Origin of the sequence: Enterococcus sp. DIV1094, assembly GCF_017316305.2 — a bacterium.
Classification (GTDB): domain Bacteria; phylum Bacillota; class Bacilli; order Lactobacillales; family Enterococcaceae; genus Enterococcus_B; species Enterococcus_B mangumiae.
In genome coordinates this window covers 911017-931193 of the sequence record NZ_CP147250.1, presented here as the reverse complement: position 1 = coordinate 931193, position 20177 = coordinate 911017, and the positions used below count along the sequence as shown (strand labels likewise).

9 protein-coding genes and 1 other annotated feature are annotated in these 20177 nt (G+C 40.7%); of the genes, 6 read left to right on the top strand and 3 right to left on the bottom strand.

Going from position 1 to position 20177, the window contains the following annotated elements; genetic code table 11:
• Window positions 1–110: 110 nt before the first annotated feature.
• Window positions 111–566 carry a DUF1801 domain-containing protein gene (locus DOK79_RS04440; protein ID WP_206853777.1) on the top strand — a complete coding sequence of 152 codons (456 nt, stop codon included), beginning with the start codon at window positions 111–113 and terminating at the stop codon, window positions 564–566.
• A gap of 441 nt (window positions 567–1007) precedes the next feature.
• On the opposite strand, the gene DOK79_RS04435 is transcribed toward DOK79_RS04440, so the two are convergent.
• Genes DOK79_RS04435 through DOK79_RS04425 form a run of 3 tightly spaced genes read right to left on the bottom strand, consistent with a single transcriptional unit; the run spans window position 1008 to window position 3195 of the window.
• On the bottom strand, window positions 1008–1583 hold the full coding sequence (locus DOK79_RS04435) for a class I SAM-dependent methyltransferase (protein ID WP_206853775.1): 576 nt from the start codon (window positions 1581–1583) through the stop codon (window positions 1008–1010).
• Window positions 1577–2539 carry a TIGR01212 family radical SAM protein gene (locus tag DOK79_RS04430; RefSeq protein WP_206853774.1) on the bottom strand — a complete coding sequence of 321 codons (963 nt, stop codon included), beginning with the start codon at window positions 2537–2539 and terminating at the stop codon, window positions 1577–1579. Before DOK79_RS04430 ends, DOK79_RS04435 begins: the two co-directional genes overlap by 7 nt.
• Entirely contained in the window at window positions 2539–3195 is a 657-nt protein-coding gene (locus DOK79_RS04425; protein ID WP_206853773.1) for a phosphatase PAP2 family protein, read from the bottom strand. The genes DOK79_RS04430 and DOK79_RS04425 overlap by 1 nt, the downstream gene beginning before the upstream one ends.
• Before the next feature lie 364 nt (window positions 3196–3559).
• Here DOK79_RS04425 and DOK79_RS04420 point away from each other — a divergent pair, with 364 nt between their 5' ends.
• The 5 genes from DOK79_RS04420 to DOK79_RS04400 all read left to right on the top strand — a co-directional run bounded on the left by DOK79_RS04420 (window position 3560) and on the right by DOK79_RS04400 (window position 20031).
• A complete protein-coding gene (locus DOK79_RS04420) occupies window positions 3560–5596 on the top strand; it encodes a muramidase family protein (protein WP_206853771.1) in 2037 nt (678 codons plus the stop codon).
• A 70-nt stretch (window positions 5597–5666) separates the two neighbouring features.
• Window positions 5667–5880: a binding site (T-box leader), on the top strand.
• An 87-nt stretch (window positions 5881–5967) separates the two neighbouring features.
• Window positions 5968–8382, top strand: coding sequence for a leucine--tRNA ligase (gene leuS / locus DOK79_RS04415; protein WP_206853769.1), 2415 nt, complete (start codon window positions 5968–5970; stop codon window positions 8380–8382).
• Window positions 8383–8915: 533 nt separating this feature from the next.
• Complete coding sequence (locus tag DOK79_RS04410) at window positions 8916–13286, top strand: Ig-like domain repeat protein (protein ID WP_206853766.1); 4371 nt, start codon at window positions 8916–8918, stop codon at window positions 13284–13286.
• A 638-nt stretch (window positions 13287–13924) separates the two neighbouring features.
• Window positions 13925–17977, top strand: coding sequence for an Ig-like domain repeat protein (locus tag DOK79_RS04405; RefSeq protein ID WP_206853954.1), 4053 nt, complete (start codon window positions 13925–13927; stop codon window positions 17975–17977).
• Window positions 17978–18642: 665 nt separating this feature from the next.
• Window positions 18643–20031, top strand: coding sequence for a hypothetical protein (locus tag DOK79_RS04400; protein WP_206853951.1), 1389 nt, complete (start codon window positions 18643–18645; stop codon window positions 20029–20031).
• Window positions 20032–20177: the final 146 nt, after the last annotated feature.

Genomic DNA, 20177 nt, shown 5'->3' with positions numbered 1-20177 from the left:
CTACCAGCTTTTTTCTAAAGAGGATCTTTTGTTTCCGCTATTTATTTGGATTTAATATCAGAAAGTGTTCCAACTGACTAGCAAAAAAATAGTTAGATAAGGAGAATCCTATGGATGAACTTGAAGAATATAGCCAAAGTATTGAAAGTAAATGGCAGCAGGCCTATTTTGAATTAGCTAAGGTCATAGAACAAAATATACCAGAGGGATTTGTTTTGAAGATGCAGTATGGGATGCCAACGTATGTGGTTCCGTTAGAAACTTTTCCTGAAGGGTATCTGAATCGAACGTATGAGCCTTTACCATTTATTAGTCTGGCTGCTCAAAAAAATCATCTTTCGCTTTATCATATGGGATTGATAGGGAATAAAGACCTACTAAATTGGTTTCATGAAGAATATAAAAAACAGGTTCCAACGAAACTAAATATGGGGAAAAGTTGCATTCGTTTCAGTAATCCTAAACATATTCCCTATTCCCTTATTGGAGAATTAGTTCGTAAGATAAGTGTGGAAGAGTGGATAAAAAGTTATGTGACATTTTCAAAGAATACTAAGAGAAGGTAACTGTTTAGGCATTTACTTTCCCATTAAAACAGCGCAGAAAGCAAGAATTAAAAAAGTGATGGCTAAGCGAGCAAAAACCACTAGCTGGCGGACTAGTGGTTTTCTTTTACATTTCAATATGAATTAACGGATAGGCTTGTTGTCTTTTTTGGCAATTCTACAATCCAGCCATTTGCAGATGTAATGAGCGGTTGCAAGTAATACATAGAACACAGTAAGGAGAACAACATGGGAATCTTAGGAATAATCATCGCAGTTATCGGTTTTGTTCTAGCAGTAGGTTTTACGGTGTTGATCATTCGCATGGTAAAGCAATATTTTTTTAAATAATAGGACAAAACCATTAAGTGAGTAGCTAGTAAGAAATCGCTGGCTACGGTCGTCTAACAAAAACCGCCTTATCTTCTTAGTTTTATCACACTAGAAGATAAGGCGGTTTTGTTAGTTACGTACTTTCTTTTTTTCGATACAATACAAGATCGGTGGATTGTTTTTTTGGTTGATAAATTGATAATTCAAAACGTTGAATTGTTCTTGAGGTAGTGCTTGGCAAAAACTTTGGACCATGTCTAGTTCTGCTTCGCCACCTTCATGGCCATAATAAACGACGATGATCATTCGACCTTGTGGAACTAAACGTTTCAAGATTTCTTCCATCGCTGTTTTTGTCGTTTCAGGAAGAGTGATGATTGATTTATCACTTTTGGGTAAATAGCCTAAGTTGAAGATGCCGGCTTTGATTAGCTGTTGTTCAGGAATGACCTCAGCGATAGTTTCATGTCCTTGTAAAAACAAGGTTGCTCGTTCCGTCAGATCATTTTCTATCAATTTTTGCTGGGTGGCTTCGAGTGCTTGTTTTTGGATATCAAAACTATACACTTGACCAGTTCGTCCAACTTTTTCCGCAAGAAATACAGTATCATGTCCATTGCCCATCGTGGCATCGATCACATAATCGCCCGGTTGAATAATCTCTTCCAATAGCGTATGACTAAAATGCAGTGCTGTTTTCAACATCCGCTTTTGACTCCTTTTCGAATATCATATTTCCCTTGGTAACTATTGCGCCGAATCATTTCTTCATCGATCGCATTCAAGACTTCCCACTTCTTCAAACTCCACATTGGACCGACCAACGAATCCCACGGAGCATCACCAGTCAAACGGTGAATGATGATCTCTTGAGGAATCATTTCGAGCTGGTCACAAATGACCGATACATAATCGGCTCGACTCATCAATTGCAGTCTTCCCTCATGATAGTCGCGTAACATTTTTGTTTTACGCATCAAGTGCATCAAGTGTAGTTTGATGCCTTGGATATCAGAATCTAAGATCGTTCGTCGGACATTTTCCCGCATCATATCCAATGATTCTCCCGGTAAACCGTTGATCAAATGCGTACATACGCGTATGTTGTGTTTCCGTAGTTTCGCTACACCGTCTAGGTACGTTTGATAATCATGTGCCCGATTGATCAAGACGGAGGTTTCTTCATAAGTGGTTTGTAACCCTAGTTCTACCCATAAGTATAAACGTTGATTCAATTCAGCTAAGTAATCCACGACTTCATCAGGCAAGCAATCTGGTCGGGTACCAATCGATAGACCAACGACACCAGGCAAGTTGATGACTTGTTCAAAGCGTTCACGAATGACTTCAACAGGTGCATGTGTGTTCGTGAAATTTTGAAAGTAAACGATGTATTGGTCCACTTGTGGCCATTTTTTGTGCATCATATCGATTTCTTTTTGAAATTGGATAGGCAAGGGATCTTCTGGGGCAACGATCATATCGCCAGATCCCGAAACACTACAAAACGTACATCCGCCATGAGCCACTGTACCGTCACGATTGGGGCAATCAAAACCACCGTCGATCGGTACTTTAAAAATTTTCCCACCAAATTCATGACGTAACGCATAATTCCACGAATGGTATCGTTTATTTCCTCCTGCATAAGGAAAATCCATTAGGAACCCCTCTTTCTGTTTGAATGTATGAATGGTAAACGTTGTTGGACATACCAAGGATAAGACAAGCATATCCAGAAAAGGCTCAAGCTATACCCACCAAGGATGTCACTCGGATAATGGACCCCTAGATACACACGACTAGCGCCAATGCTTACAATCAGTACACCTAATAATACTTGGATCATCCACACCCATTCTTTCGTCTTGATCAACGAAGGCATCAAAAAAATCAAGGTGCCATATAAGATCATACTTGTGGCGGCATGTCCACTTGGGTAACTGTAGGTCGTTTCGACAACTAAATGTTGCAAACTTGGGCGCTCACGCATCACCAATAGTTTGATCAGTGGGTTGAAGATCCCGGCAACCAGTACAAAATTGAAGACGAACCAATAGAGTTCTTTTCTTTTTTTCTTGAACCATAGCCAAAAGGCAACTAAAGCGAATACTAAAATCACCGTTGTGGCATTTCCAAATGTCGTGATAAAGCGCTGAAATGGATTCCAGTCAGGATAAGGGATACGTATCCAATGGGTCAACGTCTGATCAAAATCAGATAATAGTTCAACGCGAAATAAGACAAGCAGACTCAAAGCTAAAAAAAGCAAGAAAAAGCTTGCGGCTGAAACTTGGAAGGCTTTTTTATATTTCATTTTATTCCTCCTTCATGCTCCATTATTATAGCATTTATTTAAGAAGGAAAAACAAGAGTTTTCTATTCCTTTGATCTTAGATCGAAGAAGAAAAATGATTTGTTATGCGATTTGTAATGTAATGGCAACTCTAAAGTAATATAACTGACATATTTAATTTTAAAAATAGATTGACGTATATAATTTAATAACTTCATATCGTTTAAATAAAGGGTTAACAAATGCGCAAAACTGGAAAATTACGAAAGATTACATATAGATTACAAAACATCGTAATAGTCTTAAATAACTTTTAATAAATTTTAAGAGAAGTTATAATTATTGTTAAGAATATATAATAGTAATTAAATACGGAGGATAGTATATGCAAAAGGAATTAGTAGGACGAAAAGAACGCAGACGTCTGGAACAAGCAAAGCGTTACCGTAAAGTGAAGCGAAGTGCGGCAATCGTCGGAACCGCAATGGTTGGCTGTTCAGCAGTAGCACCAGTACTACAATCAGTAGCTGTAAACGCTGATGAAACGCCAATTCAAATGAATTCACGTATCAATACCGCAGCATTTATCACAGAAATTGCCACATTTGCACAACCCATCGCTAATGCGAATGATCTATACGCTTCAGTGATGATCGCACAAGCAGTCGTTGAAAGTGGTTGGGGAGGCAGTACATTATCACGTGCGCCGTATCATAATTTATTTGGGATCAAAGGAAGCTACCAAGGACAAACTGTTTATATGGATACGCTTGAATTCTTGAATAACCAATGGGTGACGAAAAAAGAACCATTCCGTCGTTATCCTTCTTTCGCAGAGTCTTTTAGTGACAATGCCTATGTACTTAGAAATACTTCATTTGGTAATGGCTACTACTATGCGGGCGCTTGGAAGAGCAATACACGTTCTTATACGGATGCAACTGCCTACTTAACAGGGCGTTATGCGACGGACCCAAGCTATGCGACAAAATTAAACAATTTGATCATGACGTATGGTTTGACGAAATATGATACACCAGCAACTGGAAACGCAGGCGGTGGAGCAACTACTGGCGGCGGCAATACGATCAATACAGGGAATACAGGAAGTACGAACACAGGAAGTACGAACACAGGAAATACTGGTGGAAGTACAAGTACTGGTTCAACAACGTACACAGTTAAATCTGGTGATTCAGTTTGGGGCATCTCAAATGCACACGGTATCTCAATGGCACAATTGATCGAATGGAATAATATCCAAAATAATTTTATTTATCTAGGACAAAAATTGACGATCAAAGGCGGAACAGCTGGCGGATCTTCAACAACAAATTCAGGAAACAATACGACTTCAGCAGGTAGTAGTTCTGCTGGAACGACAACTAACAATTCATCTGGTACACGTTATACAGTCAAAGCAGGCGACTCTGTTTGGGGCATTTCAAATGCGCATGGTATCTCAATGGCGCAATTGATCCAATGGAACAATATCAAGAATAATTTTGTTTATCCAGGTCAAAGCTTGATCGTTTCAAATGGTGGGGCTTCTGTAAGCACACCTTCGACACCAAGTACAACACCGTCAACGCCGTCAACACCAAGTACAGGTACTCCAGCTTCTGGTGCAAGATATACGGTCAAAGCAGGGGATTCTGTCTGGGGCGTTTCCCATGCACATGGTATCTCAATGGCACAGTTGATCCAATGGAACAACATCAAGAATAACTTTATTTATCCAGGTCAGCAGTTAGTCGTTTCAAATGGCGGTTCTTCAAGTACTGCTTCAACGAATACGGCAACTTCAACACCTGCTAACAACACAACTACATCAAATACAGCAAGCCAAGGCTCAGGGACTTATACGGTCAAAGCTGGAGAATCTGTGTGGAGTGTAGCCAATAAAAACGGTATTTCGATGAACCAATTGATCGAATGGAACAATATCAAAAACAACTTTATCTATCCAGGTCAAAAACTGATCGTAAAAGGTGGCAGTACAGCGACACCAGCGGCTACGCCGACGACAACACCGACAGCGACACCAACACCAACACCAAGTACACCAAATACGTCAGCAACGACAAACACATCAACGTCTGGTGATACGATCTATACAGTTAAAGCCGGTGAATCTGTGTGGGGTGTAGCCAATAAACATGGAATCACGATGGATCAATTGATCGAATGGAACAACATCAAAAACAATTTCATTTATCCAGGTCAAAAAGTGATCGTGAAAAAAGGCAATACAACAGTAGCGCCTACTTCTAATGAGGGCAAACGTTATACGGTGAAAGCTGGAGAATCCGTTTGGGGCGTGGCAGATAGCCATGGTATTACAATGGCACAATTGATCGAATGGAATAACATCCAAAATAACTTCATCTACCCAGGTCAAAGCTTGATCGTTGCAAAATAATCGCTTCAACTGAAATAATAGTTGAAGGATTCGCTAATATTTGTTACTATGAAGCTACTAAAAATTTAGTTGTTCAACGTTTGAAAAGGAAGTAGTAAAAAGTCGAAAGTTATAGAGAGCACATGGTTGGTGAAAATGTGTACGGACGCTTTTGAACTCGCCTTTGAGTTGCACCTGCTGAACGATTTCTTCCAGTAAGCAGAGGCGGTGACGACCGTTACAACGTTCAAGGTCTTGTTTAGCAAGGCAAAATTAGGTGGTACCACGTAGATTACGTCCTATAAAAAGAGCAATCTTTTTATAGGATTTTTTTGTTTTTTCGTGGGCAGGGACTACAGGATAGGTCACTACATCAAAACAGGAGGTTCAAGATGAGCTATAATCACAAGGAAATCGAAAAGAAATGGCAAAAATATTGGGCAAAAAACAATACTTTCAATACGCATGATGAACCGGATAAACCAAAATTCTATGCGCTGGATATGTTCCCGTATCCATCAGGACAAGGACTGCATGTCGGACATCCAGAAGGGTATACCGCGACAGATATCCTTGCTCGTTTCAAACGTAGCCAAGGCTTCAACGTACTACATCCAATGGGGTGGGATGCATTTGGTCTACCCGCAGAACAGTATGCGTTAGATACAGGAAATGACCCAGCAGAATTTACGCAAAAAAATATCGAAACGTTCCGTCGCCAAATCAATTCACTTGGTTTTAGCTACGATTGGAACCGTGAAGTAAATACGACAGATCCAGAATACTACAAGTGGACACAATGGATCTTTACTAAATTATACGAAAAAGGGTTAGCCTATGAAGCGGAAGTAGCCGTGAACTGGGTACCTGAACTAGGTACAGTGATCTCAAACGAAGAAGTGATCGACGGTAAAAGTGAACGTGGAGGCTATGATGTCATCCGCAAACCAATGCGTCAATGGATGCTGAAAATCACCGCTTATGCGGATCGTTTGATCGATGATCTAGAATCTGTTGATTGGCCTGAAAGCATCAAAGAAATGCAACGCAACTGGATCGGTCGTTCAGTGGGAGCGAACGTGACGTTCAAAGTGGCTGGAACAGACAAAGAGTATACAGTCTTTACGACACGTCCGGATACGTTATTCGGGGCAACTTACTCGGTACTTGCGCCAGAACTAGACTTGGTTCGTGAGATCACGACACCTGAACAAAAAGAAGCAGTCGAAGCTTACATCGCCGAAACAGCGAAAAAATCAGATCTTAAACGAACAGACCTTGCCAAAGAAAAAACAGGCGTCTTCACAGGTGCTTATGCGATCAACCCTGTAAATGGCAAAGAAATCCCTATCTGGATCGCTGACTATGTGTTAGCTTCTTATGGAACAGGCGCAATCATGGCAGTACCGGCACATGATGAACGTGATTATGAGTTTGCAAAAACGTTTGATCTAGAAATCTTACCAGTCATCGAAGGTGGCGATATTTCAACAGCTGCCTACACAGAAGATGGCGCGCATATCAATTCTGACTTCTTGAACGGACTGAACAAACAAGAAGCAATCGATGCGATGAATCAATGGTTGGAAGAACAAGGTGTTGGGAAAAAAGAAGTCAGCTATCGCCTGCGTGACTGGTTATTCTCTCGTCAACGTTATTGGGGTGAACCAATCCCGATCATCCATTGGGAAGACGGCACAGTAACGACTGTACCTGAAGAAGAGCTGCCACTACGCTTGCCAAAAACAAGCAACATCCAACCAAGTGGTACAGGGGAATCACCATTAGCAAACATTGATGAGTGGGTCAATGTCGTTGATCCAGAAACCGGCAAAAAAGGTCGTCGTGAAACGAATACGATGCCACAATGGGCAGGAAGCTCATGGTACTACCTACGCTATATCGATCCGCACAATAAAAAAGAATTAGCCAACTATGAAAAACTAGAACGTTGGTTACCAGTTGATATTTATATCGGTGGCGCAGAACATGCTGTACTTCATTTATTGTATGCACGCTTCTGGCATAAATTCCTTTATGATATCGGTGTCGTACCAACGAAAGAGCCTTTTGAAAAATTATTCAATCAAGGTATGATCCTTGGAGAAAACAACGAAAAAATGTCTAAATCTCGTGGCAATGTCGTCAATCCTGACGATGTTGTAGAAGCTTATGGCGCAGATACGTTACGTCTATACGAAATGTTCATGGGGCCACTAGATGCGTCAATTGCTTGGAGTGAAAACGGCTTAGAAGGCAGTCGTAAATTCTTAGACCGTGTTTGGCGTTTGATCGTGGACGAAAACAATAAAATGCGTGATCGTATCACGACACTTAATGACGGTAAACTTGATAAAGTGTACCATCAAACAGTCAAAAAAGTGACAGAGGATTACGAACATCTACACTTCAATACAGCAATCTCTCAACTGATGGTCTTTGTCAATGAAGCATACAAAGTCGATGCTTTACCGTATGAATATATCGAAGGCTTCGTGCAATTACTTGCACCGATCGCTCCTCATATCGGTGAAGAACTATGGGCAATCTTAGGCAATGAACAAGATCTTTCTTATGCCCCATGGCCAACTTATGATGAAGCTGCTTTGATCGAAGACGAAGTAGAAGTAGTCTTCCAAATCAATGGAAAAGTTCGCGCAAAAGCTAGTGTGGCACGTGACTTATCAAAAGAAGAATTAGAAAAAACAGCAATGGCTGATGAGAACATCAAAGAACAACTTGAAGGAAAAACGATCAGAAAAGTCATCGTTGTTCCAAATAAATTAGTCAATATCGTTGCTAATTAATTATCGTTTGTTCAAATAAAAGAATAAAATAAATCGTCACCTCCTTGGGAAGTTCACATGAATTTCCTAAGGAGGTGACTTTTTTTAGAAATTCCCACACAAAGGAAATTTCGGTTGATGAGAATCGTCCCTTGCCTATAAAGGTGTGATATTGTTATAACTCAGTAAAAACAATGGTTGAAAGTAGTTGATTACAAGATGTATTTATTGTTGAAAGTGTTTTTTTACCTTTCTGACGGTAAAAAAAGATTTTATTACGATTAGAGAATTGTGGATAATTTTAACAGGAACGTTACATTTAGATAGCATTTGCATTGTTTTTTTAAAAGCTTTTTCTAATCAAATTGTAGCGATCCAACGAACATAATTCACCTGAATACATCGCTTATCTCTAATAGGAAATATCAACCGAGATTTTTCGATCAAGCACATAGCGTTACCTTTTTACATAGTTTTACCATTTGATCCCACAGATCGATGTATTCAGAAGATGTAAATATTTATTTTGAAACTAAGAGAGGGGGACAGAAGTTTTGAAAGCAAAAAACATACGAGTGATTGCGGCTTCATTCCTATTATTCCAGCATGCACTGATGCCACCAATAGTGTATGCGATAGAAAATGAAATGGCAGACAGTACAGAATTGGTGGAAGAACAACCGGAAAGCTACATAACAGAAGCAGAACCAGAGGCCGAAGTAGAAGCACCGCTCGTCCAAGAAGAACCACCACAAGAAGAACCAGTTGAACCAAGTATCCCTGAAACCCCAGGAATCGTGGAGGAAGCACCAGGTGTCGAGGAAGAAGAACCTGTTGTACCAGAAGAATTACCAGAGGAGTCAGCGGAGGTCTCTGAATTACCACCGATTGATGAAAATCCTTTGACAAACCATTTAGGACGTTTGCACTTAACGCCGTCAAATGTCGAACAATTGACCAATCATGGGAGAATTTCTTATCTGGAGGGTGTGTTGCAAAATGCGATCAATCGAAACATCACTTTAGCGAATACAGTGAATGCAACCGCCACTTTTTCTGTGACGGTACCGACGCATTCAATGGTTCAAAGGGTGAATGGAAGTAACGGTTGGATTTCATCCATCGTGACAGACAGCCCAGCCGGCATGCCAGATGAATTTTATACACAAATGTATTATGGCAACCATTCGACCCATAGAAATACATATACTTTGTCGGGTATTTCTTCGAATCGTTCTGACATTACTGTCACAGGGAATGTCACGATCAATACGAATTTCACTGCAACGATCAATTTTACTGTAAGAAGAGTTCAGACGAGTAATTCGACAGCACCAGTTATTGTCCGTGCAAATGTTGGCTTGGGTACGACCGGCGTTGCGACACAATTTACTCATATTGCGACACCAAGGCGCGTGATGGATCTTAGTTACAATACTGGGACGATCGGCACCTTAGCCATTGATGATGGTCGCTCCTCTGCAGTAATTGGAAGAGACATAACGCTTCAAGCGCAACGAGCACCTATCACGATGAGTGAAGAGGAGATTCGTTCATGGTTTACACGCTTACCGGATGATCCTGATAACTATGAATACAGTGTCGCTTCCCCCGCAGAAGGTTGGCGACCGGATACAACAGGAAACATGGTGGTCACATTAAGAAATAAAACCACCTCAGTGACGGAAACACATACGACGAATTATCGGGTGATTGATACCCAAGCGCCGTTTGCAAGGAGCACCAGGGCGGACGTCTACTTACAAGCTCGAAGATCGGGAGGCTCTGCCGCTATCGACCGAGCGAACCTCGTTCAAGCAGTTACTGAATTGAGTGACAACTGGACGTTACCAGACGATATAAAAATCACTTTCAACGATCTTATGGGTCGTCCTATGCCTTCTTTCACAGGTATCGCACCTGATCGAAATCGTCTTCACATAGGACGCCTGATGTTTGAAGATGAGATGGGGAATACAAGCGAAGCTTACCGTCCTCCTGGAAGTGATGGTAATGAAACGATTGTCAGATATCGAGTAGTCGATACCCAAGCGCCTACCGCTAATTTTAGCAACGCCGTGGTAGATTTGGCAGCCCGTCGATCGGGTGACCCTTCACGAAATGAGCTGATGCCGTTTTTAAATGGCAATCCTGAAGACAATTGGTCGTTGCCAGCAAATATTCAATTACAGCTAGTCAATAGTGATGGCTCAACGCTTAATCTCAGTGAAATCACTCCGTCGACTGATGTTCAAACAGGCTATCTTCGACTGCAAGATGCCGCAGGGAATCGTTCCTCTTTACAAGAAGTCAGATTTAGAGTGTTTGATAACGAGGCGCCTACTGCGAATGTCAGGACAGATGTCGTAGGACTGGAAGCAAGAAGAGAAGGGGAGCTAAGTGACGAAGAGCTTTTATCTTTCTTCACTGGAGGGCCGTGGGATAATTGGTCATTGCCAGAAAATATCAACGTCGAAGTGTTGGATAGTGCGAATGAAAAACTGACGATCACCAATCGACCACCGTCAACGACGGAACATTCGGTGACGATTCGTTTGACCGATGAGGCAGGGAATACAAGAGAGTATTCGGCACGATACCGAGTAGTTGATACTCAAGCACCAACGGCTACTTTTAATGAAGAGACCGTCGACTTTTCGACTCATACGTCAAATTCGTTTTCTCGGGACGATTTGCTACGATTCTTGACAGGTGATCCAAGCGATAACTGGTCTTTACCACCAGATATCAACATTGAATTAGTCGATGAGAATGAGGATGAATTTAATCTGAATGACTTAGACTTTGAAGAACACACTGGCTATCTTTACTTAGAAGATGAAGCAGGTAATCGCTCAAGTGGACAAGAAGTCAAATTCCTCGCTGGAGACAACGAAGGACCAACAGGAAATGTCGTTACGACACCGGTCGATTTCCAAGCACGCCGAGTGAATGAGTTGACGAGAGAAGACTTGTTGCGGTTCTTTACAGAAGATCCACTGGATAATGTGACCGCCTCAGATCAAATCGAACTTTCTTTACGAAATAGTTTAGGGGGCGTTGTAAGTATCGTCAATGTCGCACCTTCAGATACCGTGTACGATGCGAATGTACGATTACAAGACACCCGAGGTAACCGGACAGAATATCCAGTCAATTATCGAGTGATCGATACCCAAGCACCAACAGGAGCGGTCAGGGCAGTTTGGACAGTTTTTCAGGCAAACCGCAGAGAACGTTTGAGTGAAGAAGATTTGCGTAGGCTATTTAGTCGATTAGAGGACAACTGGACAGAACCAGCAAACATTCGTTTACAAACGGATTTTAATTTTACGATTTATGCACCTAATCGACCCAATGAGTTCTATCCTGCAAATGTAACGGCAACAGATGAACTTGGAAATAGCCGGAGATTTACAAATGCAATGATTCGAGTTGTCGATACCTTACCACCGACTGCAACATTCAAAGATGAAGTGATCGACTTTTCGAGTCATACATCAAATACCTTCTCACGAACTGATCTATTACGATTTTTCAATGGAACGCCTGATGATAATTGGACGTTACCACAAAATATCAAGATTGAGTTAGAAGATGAGAATGGGAATGAATTTGCTTTAGATGATATCGAATTCAAAGAGTACACTGGGTACATTCGTTTAACAGATGAACATGGGAATCAGACTGATTTACAAGAAGTCCGTTTCCTCGCAGGTGATAACGAAGGACCGACAGGAAATGTCGTTACGACACCGGTCGATTTCCAAGCACGCCGAGTGAACGAGTTGACGAGAGCGGATCTGTTGCGATTCTTCACAGAAGATCCACTGGATAATGTGACCGCCTCAGATCAAATCGAACTTTCTTTGCGAAATAACTTAGGGGACGTTGTAAGTATCGTCAATGTGGCACCTTCAACGACTGTTTATGATGCGAATGTTCGTTTACAAGATGCTCGAGGAAATCAGACAGAGTATCCAGTCAATTATCGTGTCATTGATACCCAAGCACCGACTGGAAATGCTCGAGGGACATGGACAGTTTTTGAAGCAACTCGTGAACGAGACTTTACACAAGCAGAATTGCGTTCATTGATCAGCAATTTGGCGGATAATTGGACGGAGCTAGCAAACATTCAATTAGAAAATCATCGCAACTTATATAACTTATCGCCGAGCAGCTCCAATAGCTTTCATCCTGTGGATATCACAGCAACAGATGAGGCGGGAAATTCACGAAGAATCGCTAATGCAATGGTACGTGTCGTTGATACGACAGCGCCTACCGGTACACTCAAAGATCCGCTTGTCTTCACGAAAGGACAAACAGCGCCAGCACCACGTGACTTTTTGGATGGGGAGCCGACAGATAATTGGACCTTAACACAGAATATTCAAGTCACAGTCGCATATGAAAACAATGGATCATTTGCAGATTTAGAAGTAGGAACATATGGCGTGACAGTCACATTAAGAGATCAAGCCGGTAATACCCAAACATTGAACAGCCAAGTCACGATTTTAGAAGACACATCCGAATACATCGATGTGACGATCCCGATGAATGTTTCATTTGCTCAAAGCAAAGAAAGCCAAGGAATCGTGTCACCGACATATCAAATCCAAAACAATGCGGAACGACCAGTGACTGTTTCGGTCACTTCTATGGTCAGTCAAGCAAATACTGGAAGATTGACGGAGATCGATCTAGGTTTGAAGAATAATCTGAATGATCAACAAGTGATGTTGATCTCCTCAGGACAAAATCTCAACAACCGCAGAGAACTAGGAACGATCGAAGGGCGTCATACTTCATTCTCCTTCTCGCTATTTGGCAACGTTGGTGAGAACTTTGATTTTGGAAGTTTAGATGATCCATTACATCCAATCTACAGTATGCGTTGGAATTTTAACGCACAGTAATAATAAAAATAGGACGGAAACGTTCAACTTCAAGTGAAAAACCACTATCCACAAAAATTGTTTCAATTTTTGTGGATAGTGGTTTTTTTGCTTTTATTCGTTTTGATTTCAAAATAGTTACCGAGAAAGGTATCGTGTTGAGACAAAAATTTCTATAAACTGAAATTTTGTTTCAGTCAAAAGGCTTCATCCATTTATAGTAGAAGCTAGAAAAACGGCTATCTATAGCAAACAGGGATACGACGTTGCAATCCATACGGTAAAAGAAGGCGTAAAAATCCAGATTATTGTTCAATCTATCGCTGAATGCTCAATTGTTTTACCACTCTAAAGGGAGAAAAAGATTTTTTTACACGAATAAAATCGTGGATAATTCTAATGTGGAATGTGCGTTATTTTTTGGATGTTTTGAGAATGAGAAAGAGGGCAACTTAGAAAAGCAATTACATAGCCAATCTTTTGATCGTCGAAGGATGAATTTTGCAAAATATCTATCCTGAACATGCGTATTGGATCTAATTTTTTCGATCAAGCACATAGTTCTTTTACTCATACATAATCTTTACTTTTGATCAAAAAATGTACGCAGTCAGTTTTTTTATGGACATTCTAACAAAAGAGAGAGGAGGACAGGATTTTTGAAAGCAAAAAAAATACGAGTTCTAGCTGCTTCATTTCTATTGTTCCAACATACCTTGTTGCCATCGACAGTATTCGCCATAGAAAACGAACCGATTGCCAGTACGGAAATCATAGAAGAACAGCCAGAAAGCTATTTGTCTGAAGAACAACCAGAAAACATCGTGGAAGAACCGATCGTTCAAGAAGGAGTGGAACAAGAAGTCTCAGCTGAATCAGCCCCTCCTGAAACAGCTGAAGTCGTGGAGGAAGCCCCTACGGAAGAGGAAGAAATCCCTGTGGTAGAAGAAGCCCCCCCTGTTGTAACCGATGAAGTACCAACAGAGGTGTCAGAAGTACCGCTTATTGATGAAAATCCTTTGGCGAATTCTTTACGAGCTTGGAATGAAACGCCTGAAAATCTCACGCAATTGACCAACCATGGTAGGAGTTCCTATTTAGAAAGTGTATTGCAAAATGCGATCAACCGAAAAATCACTTTAGGTACAGCCGTTAATTCGACGACAACTTTTTCCGTAAATGTACCAACACATTCAATGGTGGAACGTGTCAATGGGAGCAACGGCTGGATTTCCTCGATCGTAACAGATAGTCCAGCTGGGATGCCGGATGAATTTTATACACAGATGTATTATGGAAATCATTCAATCCACAATAATACGTACTCATTGTCGAATATTTCTTCGAATCGCTCCGATATCACTATCTCAGGAACTGTCACGACCAGTTCCTATTCTGCAACAATCAATATAACTGTCAAAAGAGTCGCAACGAGTAATTCAACCGCACCAGTTGAGGTTCGTGGGAACGTTACGTTAGGTGCGACAGGGGTTGCGACGCAATATACGAACATTGCAACGCCACGAAAGTTGACGAATCGTACGTATACGAATGAAAAAATCGGTACACTTGAAATTGATGATGGTCGTTCATCTGCTGTGATTGGGAATAATATTCCAATCGAAGCGCAACGTGCACCTGTCACTATGCCGGAGGCAGAAATTCGGTCGTGGTTCCAAAAGTTACCTGATGATCCTAATAACTATGAGTATTCTGTTGCTTCTCCAGCTGAAGGCTGGCGACCAGACGCTCGTGGGTATATGGATATTACTTTGAGAAATAAAACGACAGGAGTGACAGAGACACATACGACGAATTATTATGTGATGGATACACGACCTCCAACTGGGACAGTTAAATCAGGGTTTACTGGTCTTTTTAACGAGACAATGAATGTACCAACCCGTTCGGATCTTATACAATTTATGAATGATGATTTGAACGATAACTGGACGTTACCAGATGATATCAAAATCCAATTAGTGGATAGTAGAGGGTGGACGATCTCTTTATATGGTTTAGATCCATTGCTTACTCACACAGGGTATATTCGATTAGAAGATGGAGTTGGGAATTGGTCAAACTTACAAGAAGTGAAATTCCAGTTAAGAGATGATCAAGGACCGACAGCCAACGTCACGACTACACCAGTCGATTTTGAAGCAACCAGAGTGGCTGATTTGACGAAAGAGGACATTATGAGGTTCTTTATCGATGGTCCAGTAGACATTCATACGCCAGCGGATAAAATCGATATTTCATTACTAGACAGTGCTGGAAATACCGTAAGTATCAAAAATGTTGCTCCATCAACAACAACGATCCATGATGCCACGATTCGTCTAAAGGATGAAGCAAACAATCAGACTGACTACGCGGTGAAATATCGAGTCGTTGATACCCAAGCACCAACCGCTACTTTTAAAAATGAAGTGATTGATTTTTCAACCCATACTTCAGCTACTTTCTCACGAACAGATTTATTACGATTTTTAACTGGTGATCCAGCAGACAATTGGTCGTTGCCAGCAAATATCAACATTCAATTGGTCGATGAGAATGACAATGAATTTAATTTAAGTAACATGGAATTTAAAGAACACACCGGCTATATTCGTTTAGAAGACGAAGCAGGAAATCGATCCTCGTTACAAGAAGTCAGATTCCTTGCTGGCGATACGGAAGGTCCAACTGGAAATGTCGTAACAACACCAGTCGATTTCCAAGCACGCAGAAAAGATGAGTTGACGAGAGAGGACTTATTGAAGTTCTTTACCGAAGATCCACTGGATAATGTGACAGCCTCAGATCAAATCGATCTTTCTTTGAGAAACAACGCTGGGGATATCGTGAGTATTGTCAATGTCGCACCGTCAGATACCGTGTATGATGCGAAGATTCGTTTACAAGACCAAGCAAATAATCAGACGGAATATTCCGTGAATTATCGAGTGATTGATACGGAAGCACCTACAGGGGCAGTTAAGACAGTTTGGACGCTCTTTGAAGCAAACCGTAAAGAAGATTTGAGTGAAGACGATTTGCGCAAGTTATTTAGTCAATTAGAAGATAATTGGACAGAAGCGGAAAAGATTCGTTTACAAACGGATTTTAATTTTTCGATTTATGCGCCTAATGGGGATAATGCATATTATCCAGCAAATATAACGGCAATAGATGAACTTGGGAATAGTCGCAGGTTTTCAAATGCAATGATTCGGGTTGTTGATACTTTACCACCAACAGCATCATTCAAAGATGAAGTGATCGACTTTTCAACTCATTCATCCAATACATTCTCACGAGCTGATTTATTACAATTTTTCAATGGAACGCCTGACGATAACTGGACGTTACCAGAAAATATCAAAATTGAGTTAGAAGATGAGAATGGCAATGAATTTGCCTTAGATGACATGGAATTCAAAGAGTACACTGGCTATATTCGTTTAACAGATGAGCATGGGAATCAGACAAATTTACAAGAAGTTCGATTCCTCGCAGGCGATAATGAAGGCCCAACTGGAAATGTCGTGACGGCTCCAGTTGATTTCCAAGCACGCAGAAAAGATGAGTTGACGAGGGAGGATTTGTTACGCTTCTTTACCGAAGATCCACTGGATAATGTGACCACCTCGGATCAAATCGATCTTTCTTTGCGAAACAATGCAGGCGATATCGTGAGTATCGTCAATGTGGCACCTTCAACGACTGTGTATGATGCGAAGGTCCGACTGCAAGATGCACGAGGTAACAAGACAGAATATCCGGTCAATTATCGAGTGATCGATACAGAAGCTCCGACTGGCACAGCAAGAAATCCATGGACAACTTTTGAAGCTACTCGTGAACGAGATTTCACACAAGCCGAATTACGTTCGTTGATTGACGGTTTAGCCGATAATTGGACAGAGTTAGAAAATATTCAACTAGAAAATGAACGGCAGTTGTTCAATTTAGAGCCGAATGGAGTTAACGAGTATCATCATGTGAATATCAATGCAACAGATGAAGCTGGAAATGTGGCGAGAATCACTGGTGGAATGGTTCATATCGTTGATACCACAGCACCTGATGGAACACTTAAAGATCCACTCGTCTTCACGAAAGGTCAAGAAGAGCCAGCACCCCATGAGTTTTTAGATGGTGAACCGACAGATAATTGGACCTTAACACCGAACATTCAAGTTGCAGTAGCGTATGAAAACAATGCGGCATTCGCAGATTTAGAAGTAGGAACGTATGGCGTGACAGTCACCTTGACGGACCAAGCGGGTAATAGCCGAACGTTGAATAGTCAAGTCACAATCTTAGAAGACACGTCTGAATACATCGATGTGACGATTCCGATGAATGTTTCATTTGCAGAAAGTAAAGAAAGCAAAGGAATCGTGTCACCGACGTATCAAATCCAAAACAATGCGGAACGTCCAGTGAAAGTTTCTGTCAGTTCCATGGTCAGTCAAGCAGATACGGATGAATTGACGGAGATCGATCTAGGGATGAAGAACAATCTGAATGATCAGGAAGTGATGCTGATCACAGACGGGAAAAATCTCAATAACCGTAGAGAATTAGGAACGGTTGAAGGCCATAGTACTTCCTTCTCATTCTCATTATTTGGCTCTGTTGGCGAAGATTTTGATTTTGAAAGCTTGGATGATACATTGAATCCAGTCTACAGTATGCGTTGGAATTTCAATGCACAGTAATTGCGAAGTAAAAAAAATGTTATTCATAAACAGTAGAATGAGGTAAAGTAACTTCAGAAAATAAGTCGTCAACCACAAAAATCATTCGATTTTTTGGCTGATGGCTTATTTTTTTATGTAACATACGATTCAATATATTTTCTTCTCGAAAATGTGTTTCGTCTAACTTTTAATTGCTAATAACAGAAATTTTATTTCAGATAGAGTGTCTCAATGTTACGTCATTTTAGTTGTTGAAAAAAGGCTTTCCGTAGCGATTTTCAATCTAACGTAATGAGCTGTTTGGTAAAAAAAGGCGTAAATCCTTTATTTATCGTTCGAATTATGAGTACTATCCATTTATTTAACCTTTCTAAAGAGAAAAAAAATTTTTTTGAACGGATAAAATCATAGATAATGATAATGTAGAATGGTTGTTATTTTTAAGTGTTTTGAAGGAAGAAAGAGTATTGATTGAAATACTCTTTCAATCATAGAGGGGAGATTTTTTCAAAATATCTGTACTGAATCTGCGTACTTTATATCTGCAAGAGTGTTGAGCAGATTTTTTGATCAAAGCGATCGTTTTTACTTCCTTACATAGTTTGATCGATTGATCTGAAAAAAATGCGTAGCCAGTATGTTTTAACGTCCATTCTAACAAACAAGAGAGGGTGAAAGAATTTATGAAAACGAAAAAAATCCGATTTTTTGCAGCTTCATTCCTATTATTCCAAAGTGTCCTATTGCCATCTAACGTCTTTGCAGTAGAAAATGAGGTGACAACCAACATTGGAATAATAGAAAAGCAGACAGAAAGTCATGCAACAGGAGAAATATCCGAATTAGTGAAGAACCCCTTAAATCTAGAGATAGGAAAAATAGTTTTATCAGAAGAAAATCAAAATCAATTAAATTTACAAGAAATGAATTCCCAGGCAAGAGACGACCAAGGGCCTACAGCCAATGTGACGACATCACCAGTAGAATTCCAAGCAACCAGAGTGAGTGATTTGACAAAAGAGGATCTTATGAGATTCTTTATCGATGGACCCGTGGATGACAACACACCAACGGATCAAATCGATATTTCGTTACTGAATAGTGATGGTAGTGCGGTAAGCATTAAAAATACCGCACCGTCAACGATGACGTATGACAGAATTCTCCGTTTACGAGATGAGGCAAATAATTATACGGACTACCCTGTGAAATATCAAGTGGTTGATACTCAAGCACCGTGGGCGAACATTAAAGAAGAAGTCATCGATTTTTCGACCCTCACGGCAAACACCTTCTCACGTAAAGATTTATTGCGTTTTATAATTGGTGATCCTCAAGACAATTGGACGCTATATCCATATATAGACTTTGAACTAACCGATGAAAATGGCAATGCATTTAATTTGCATGAATTAGCGTTCATCGAGCATACGGGCTATCTTCGCTTGGAAGACGAAAAAGGGAATAAATCTGAAGCTTATGAAGTTAAGTTCCTTGCTGGAGACAAAGAGGGCCCGATTGTCAATATCGTGACAGCACCAGTCGATTTTCAAGCACGTCGAGTAAATGAGTTGGAAAGAGAGGATCTATCACGCTTCTTAGCGAGTGAGCCATTAGATAATGTGACGGCACCACATGAAATCAAACTTTCCTTACACGATCATCTGGGAGCTGCGTTAAGTATCGTCAATGTTGCGCCTTCAGCCACCGTATACGATGCGCATCTTCGCCTACAAGACAAAGTAGGAAATCAAACGGACTATCCGGTCAGATATCTTGTGGTTGACACGGAAGCACCGACAGCCCGTTTCAAAAATGAAACGATTGATTTTTCAACCCACACGTCAAATACATTTTCACGAAGCGATTTGTTGCGCTTCTTAGCAGATGATCCTGAAGACAACTGGAGCTTATCAGAAAAGATCAATATCGAATTAGTGGATGAAAATGGCAATGAATTTGAATTAAATGACTTGGAACTTCGAGAATATACTGGCTACCTTTCTTTAGAAGATGAAGAAGGCAATCGCTCGGATGCCCAAGAAGTCAAGTTCCTTGTAGGCAATGATTAGGAACTGAATAGCAGTATGCTATACGTTTGAATTTCAACATACAGTAATTAAAAGGAGTTGCACAACTGTGTGACTTCTTTTTTTGTACATAAATAGATAACTATTTTCCTAAGCGATACGGAAAAATCTATTTTGATAAGAAAGCG